This is a genomic window from Marinobacter lutaoensis (assembly GCF_001981305.1).
Classification (GTDB): Bacteria; Pseudomonadota; Gammaproteobacteria; order Pseudomonadales; family Oleiphilaceae; genus Marinobacter; species Marinobacter lutaoensis.
In genome coordinates, this window is sequence record NZ_MSCW01000016.1 from 1 (window position 1) to 4,390 (window position 4,390).

Sequence of the window (4,390 nt, forward strand, 5' to 3'; positions counted from 1 at the left end):
AGCCCATGAGTATTGCCAATGGCTGGGAACCCTGTCCGGCCGGAATATTGACCTGCCCACGGAAGCCCAGTGGGAGTACGTCTCCCGTAACCGGGGCCAAAAGGTCCTCTATGCAACCGACAATGGCAAAATTGAACCTGGGCGGAATTATCCGGCTCCGGACGAAGACGTGCTCCCCGTTGGCAGTTATCCGCCCAATCCCCTCGGCATCTATGACCTGGCGGCCAACGCCGGCGAGTGGATATACGATTGGTACTCGGCCGACTATTACCAAAACAGCCCGCAGTACGATCCCAGAGGACCTGAGACCGGCTCAGAAAAAGTGTACCGGGGACTTGCTACGGGTAATACGCCAAAGACCAACACTACGGTAATACGCTCTCCTCGCCGCATTGAACAGAAGCTATACTCTCCGATTCGCGGCTTTCGATGTGCAATCAGCGGTTTGTAAACCAGCAATCTCCGTTTCGTTTATACAAGGTTGCGCGCTGAGCGTGCTTCGTCCAAATGTTCTAGCTTAGCGATGATACGTTTTTTCTTTGTCGCGACTGGCGCTTTTGTCCATGCAAGTGTCAACTGATCCCTGTTAATAGTGCCAAGGTCGTTAAGTACCCAGTGATAAAACTCTGAAAGCTGGTCACTCCCTAGCGAATCGTCCAGCAGCGCAACGATCATCTCCAGGCTGACAACCGGATTGACTTTTTCTCCGTCGTCACTCATGTGCTCCAATACCTCAAAGAATTTTCTCCATGAGCCGATTGTCGACAACACCAGCAACAACGCCGTTTCCTGATCTTCCTCAAAGCTGTCTACAAAAGAGGCCACTAAGGTGTGACAGATCATGCCAAGGGTTTCCGGAGGCAACTTGGCAAACGGTATACCTTCATACTCCATTCTGGCTAGCCCACCCAGCCCTTGGGCTCGGCGCCCTGCTTGAAGGATTTGTTGGGCCAATATCGCAGCTTCTCTTTTCTTACTCTGCCTCGTTTTCCATGCTGCTTTGAACGCTTCCCGGGGAGCGGCAAGCATCTCGGGTAAATCGGAGACCGTACGCGTAAGCCCCATGTAGAGAGACCGATACCACTGAGTAAACAGTTCCTTAGACACATTGGACAAATAACTATAGTCAGTTTCATCCAAGACATCGTAGACAGTCTGGCACAACGTCCACGCGGCCTCAGCGTCAATAACCGTGGCAAAGCTCCCACTCGCTCCAGGTCCAAAGACTAGGCGCCCACTTCCAACGAAAAACACTCCATCTGAGCTGACTGTGAGCTCAAAATCCAACCCAGCCCCAACGCCCGCCGCGACCGTTCCGCCCGCTTCGATTTTGACCAAATCCTTCCAGTTGGCGTTTTTGCGGAACTGCTCGTCAGGATGCAGCCAAGCGACGCTGCCACTGACCGAACCACCCGCCTCGGCGCCGGCGAAGGCATTGCCCGACAGGCTCAAGCCAACACCGGTGGCGGCCACTTTTTTGCGGTCGGAGAGCAAGAAGCTGGCGGCACCGGTGCTGAGGCGAACGTTGGCCTCGCCACTGGCGCGGCTACCGGCAAAACAGTTCAGGGTAATTTCGCCGCTGAGCCGGAATGCGCCGAAGGCCAGGTCACTCAGTTTTCCATCGCGGTTGCGATAGGTAAACCGGCAATCCCATCCGGCCTCGTTGGGCACGAAAACCTGGGATAGTTTGACTTCCGCCTCCGCCAGCGCCATCGAGGCTTGTGCTTTGGCGCCGATATCGACCTCGCCTTTGCTCAGGTCAAAGCTGTTGATACCGGCGCTGGCCTGCATGGCAAACCGCATCAGATGAGCTTCGGCGCTGGCCTGAAACCGCCGATCCGCCGGATTGGCGTCGTCCAGAGTCCATTTAAACGAGGAATGCTCTTCGCCCAGGAGGTGTTTCGAGCTTTGTTCCTGAGCAAACTTGACCTCAATTCGGCCAATGGGGCTTTTCGCCGCATCGGCCGCGATGTCGTCACGGATTTTTCCGATCAGCTCTTTGGCGGTGGCGGAAGGATTGGACAGCGCCTGCGAAATCGATCGGGTTTTCTTGATGGAGCGGATGGAAGCGTAACGTCGGACGAATCCGGTATAGAACCGTTTACGAACGTAGTACCACCGACCCGGTCGACTGAAGACCATGATTTCGACAATGCCCACCTCCGTCTTTCGGCGTTGCCCAAGGGTTCCAACTTCCACACGGTTGCTGTTGTTGAGAAAATCTTTCGCTTTGATGCTGCCACCGATCACCCCTTTGTCGGCGGGTTTCGCCGGGGCAAGCTGAGCCTGAAGCGCATCCCGCTCGCTGCGCAGGAGCTGCAAGCGTTTCTCCTTAGCGGCTTGCAGGATGGCCTCGCGTTTGGCGTCGTCACCGCCGGCAAACGACCAGAAATAGCCAGGATCAAACGCTTCGTACCAGGCAATCTGCTCGTTTAGCTGCGCAATCAGTGACGCTGTTCGCGACGCCCGCTTTACCGGCTCCTCCGGTTGTTCCGGCTCCGGATCGATAACGCCTTCTTCCGCTGCCTGCTGCAACCACGCCTTCCGCGGGTCAGCGTCGCCTTCCGTCTGGTCGTTTTCAGCCTTGCTTTGGGCCGCTTTGAACGCCGCCATCAGCTCATCGACCCGTTCAATTTCCCGGTAGAGTTCTTCAGCGGCCGACTCAGGCAATGCCAGGCACCATTGGTCGTCGGTGGCACCGGTGACATGGATTATGTCGGCATACTCGTCGCTGCAAACCTTGCACTCGGGTTCGAAGGTTTCGTTGTTACTGGCAGCCCGCGGGGGCGGAAGATCGCCACCCGAGTCGCGGTCGTTGGCGGGAATGCGCAGCTGCCACCCCGCTTCAATGCGGTTGATATCGGTGATCCGGGGGTTTTCGGACTGTATGGCTTCAACGGTAACCTGGTGTTTGTGGGCAATTCCGGAGAGGGTATCACCCGGCTGAACTGTGTATTGAAGCATTCCCTGCCTCCGATTCGCGTTCCATGGCCGTGAGTTTTTCCAGTGTGGTCAGGTCGTTCCGGGCCCAAATGGCGTTGAATGGAGCGTCCTGGTAGAAACCGGCGCCCTGCGTGATGGCAAGACGCAGCCAGCGTTCGAGTGCTAACCGGCCGGATATGCCAAGGGCAACGCCATCCCGAAACCGCTCCAGCACCCATGCCGCCGGCGATTCCGATTCCGGCAGTACCGCTTTGTAATGGGTACTCAGAGCCTGCGCTTCGGCGGCCAGCCGGTAATGCTGTAGGTTATCAAGCTGGGCCCGCGTTACCTTGTCCGCTTGGATGTCTGTTGGGAATGCGCCGTCAGTGCCGGCTTGCAAAGGCCCAACCGCATGGCGCCAGCGGTGACCATCGTGCCAGTGCCACGTATCGGCCGGCGCCAGCAATCCGGCCCGCTGCTCAGAGGACAGCACGCAGAGCAAGGGTGCCAGAATGCGTGGATCGTAGTAGCGCAGCAGAGTGCCACTGCCTCCGGCAACCTGCGTCAGCCAGCGCGAAGCCACCTTCCGGACCTCCGAGAGCGGCTGTCCGGAGGCCAGGAACACGCCGACCGGTGTGGCCTCCGCCCACGCCAACAGCTCCGTCTGAAACCGCGGTGCGGCGCGCAGATCCAGTAATATTGGCCCGGCTTTCCACGACGGCTGCAAGGGCGTACCCTCAAACAAGCTCCACCAGTCAATGGCTTCCTTCGCCATTGCGTGGTACAAACGGGTCATAAACGAGTCGTCGCAAGCCAGATCCATCAGCGCATAGTCCGCGACCTGAGGCCTGACGCCTTCCGGTGCTCGTTGTTCAAGCGTGCTGATGCAGTTTGCAGCGTCCATGCTCATCGAACTCACAGGCCGAGACCAAAGCCGCACCCTTCTCGGCGGCTTCCCTCAACAGTTTCGAATAGGTGTCCGGACTCATGGTGCTCGCAGCCGGCACATCCGGATCGGCGTTCTTCCGTTCGCCGACCTCCGCCAAGTCGACGGGCTCCGCCTGGGCGCTGTCGCGGTCGAGGCTGTTTGGTGCCTCCGGCGGCTGCGCGGACTGGGGTGTGCCACGCCCCGGACTGCCGCCGGAGTTCATGCGCACCTGTGGCCCGGACACAGTCACGCCGCTGGGGTCCACCTTGATGAAACTACCGCCGGCCTTGAGAGTGACTTCCGCCCCGGCCTCAATGACGATCTTCATACCGGCCCGGTGATGGATTTCCGTACCCGCCTCTACCCGCTGGGCCTGCCCCTGGCGACTGTGGTGATGGCCTCCGACGGTCAGGCTGTAGTCCGCGCCCACCTGCTCCCGCGCCTCGCCATCGACGGTCAGGTGCCGGCTGCCCCGGATGTGGTCGAACCGGTTCCCGGCCACCGTCAGGTGGCTGTCATGTCCTATGCACTCGGTGCGGT

4 protein-coding genes are annotated in these 4,390 nt (G+C 59.0%); 1 reads left to right on the forward strand and 3 read right to left on the reverse strand.

Annotated elements, in window-relative coordinates; translation table 11 throughout:
- Window positions 1-451: formylglycine-generating enzyme family protein (locus tag BTO32_RS17425; protein WP_139339141.1), on the forward strand; the 451-nt coding region annotated here is incomplete at its 5' end.
- A gap of 20 nt (window positions 452-471) precedes the next feature.
- Here BTO32_RS17425 and BTO32_RS17430 read toward each other — a convergent pair.
- The 3 genes from BTO32_RS17430 to BTO32_RS18175 form a co-directional block, all read right to left on the reverse strand.
- On the reverse strand, window positions 472-2,964 hold the full coding sequence (locus BTO32_RS17430; RefSeq protein WP_076725939.1) for a LysM peptidoglycan-binding domain-containing protein: 2,493 nt from the start codon (window positions 2,962-2,964) through the stop codon (window positions 472-474).
- Window positions 2,936-3,826 carry a DUF4123 domain-containing protein gene (locus BTO32_RS17435; RefSeq protein ID WP_175618689.1) on the reverse strand — a complete coding sequence of 297 codons (891 nt, stop codon included), beginning with the start codon at window positions 3,824-3,826 and terminating at the stop codon, window positions 2,936-2,938. The genes BTO32_RS17430 and BTO32_RS17435 overlap by 29 nt, the downstream gene beginning before the upstream one ends.
- On the reverse strand, window positions 3,795-4,390 hold a 596-nt coding region (locus BTO32_RS18175; protein ID WP_425435236.1), incomplete at its 5' end, for a bacteriophage T4 gp5 trimerisation domain-containing protein. The genes BTO32_RS18175 and BTO32_RS17435, both read right to left, overlap by 32 nt.

What these genes read in the sequence shown, in the direction of transcription:
- BTO32_RS17430 (WP_076725939.1), bottom strand. Translation starts at nt 2,964, where the DNA reads ATGCTTCAATACACAGTTCAGCCGGGTGATACCCTCTCCGGAATTGCC.
- BTO32_RS17435 (WP_175618689.1), bottom strand. Translation starts at nt 3,826, where the DNA reads ATGGACGCTGCAAACTGCATCAGCACGCTTGAACAACGAGCACCGGAA.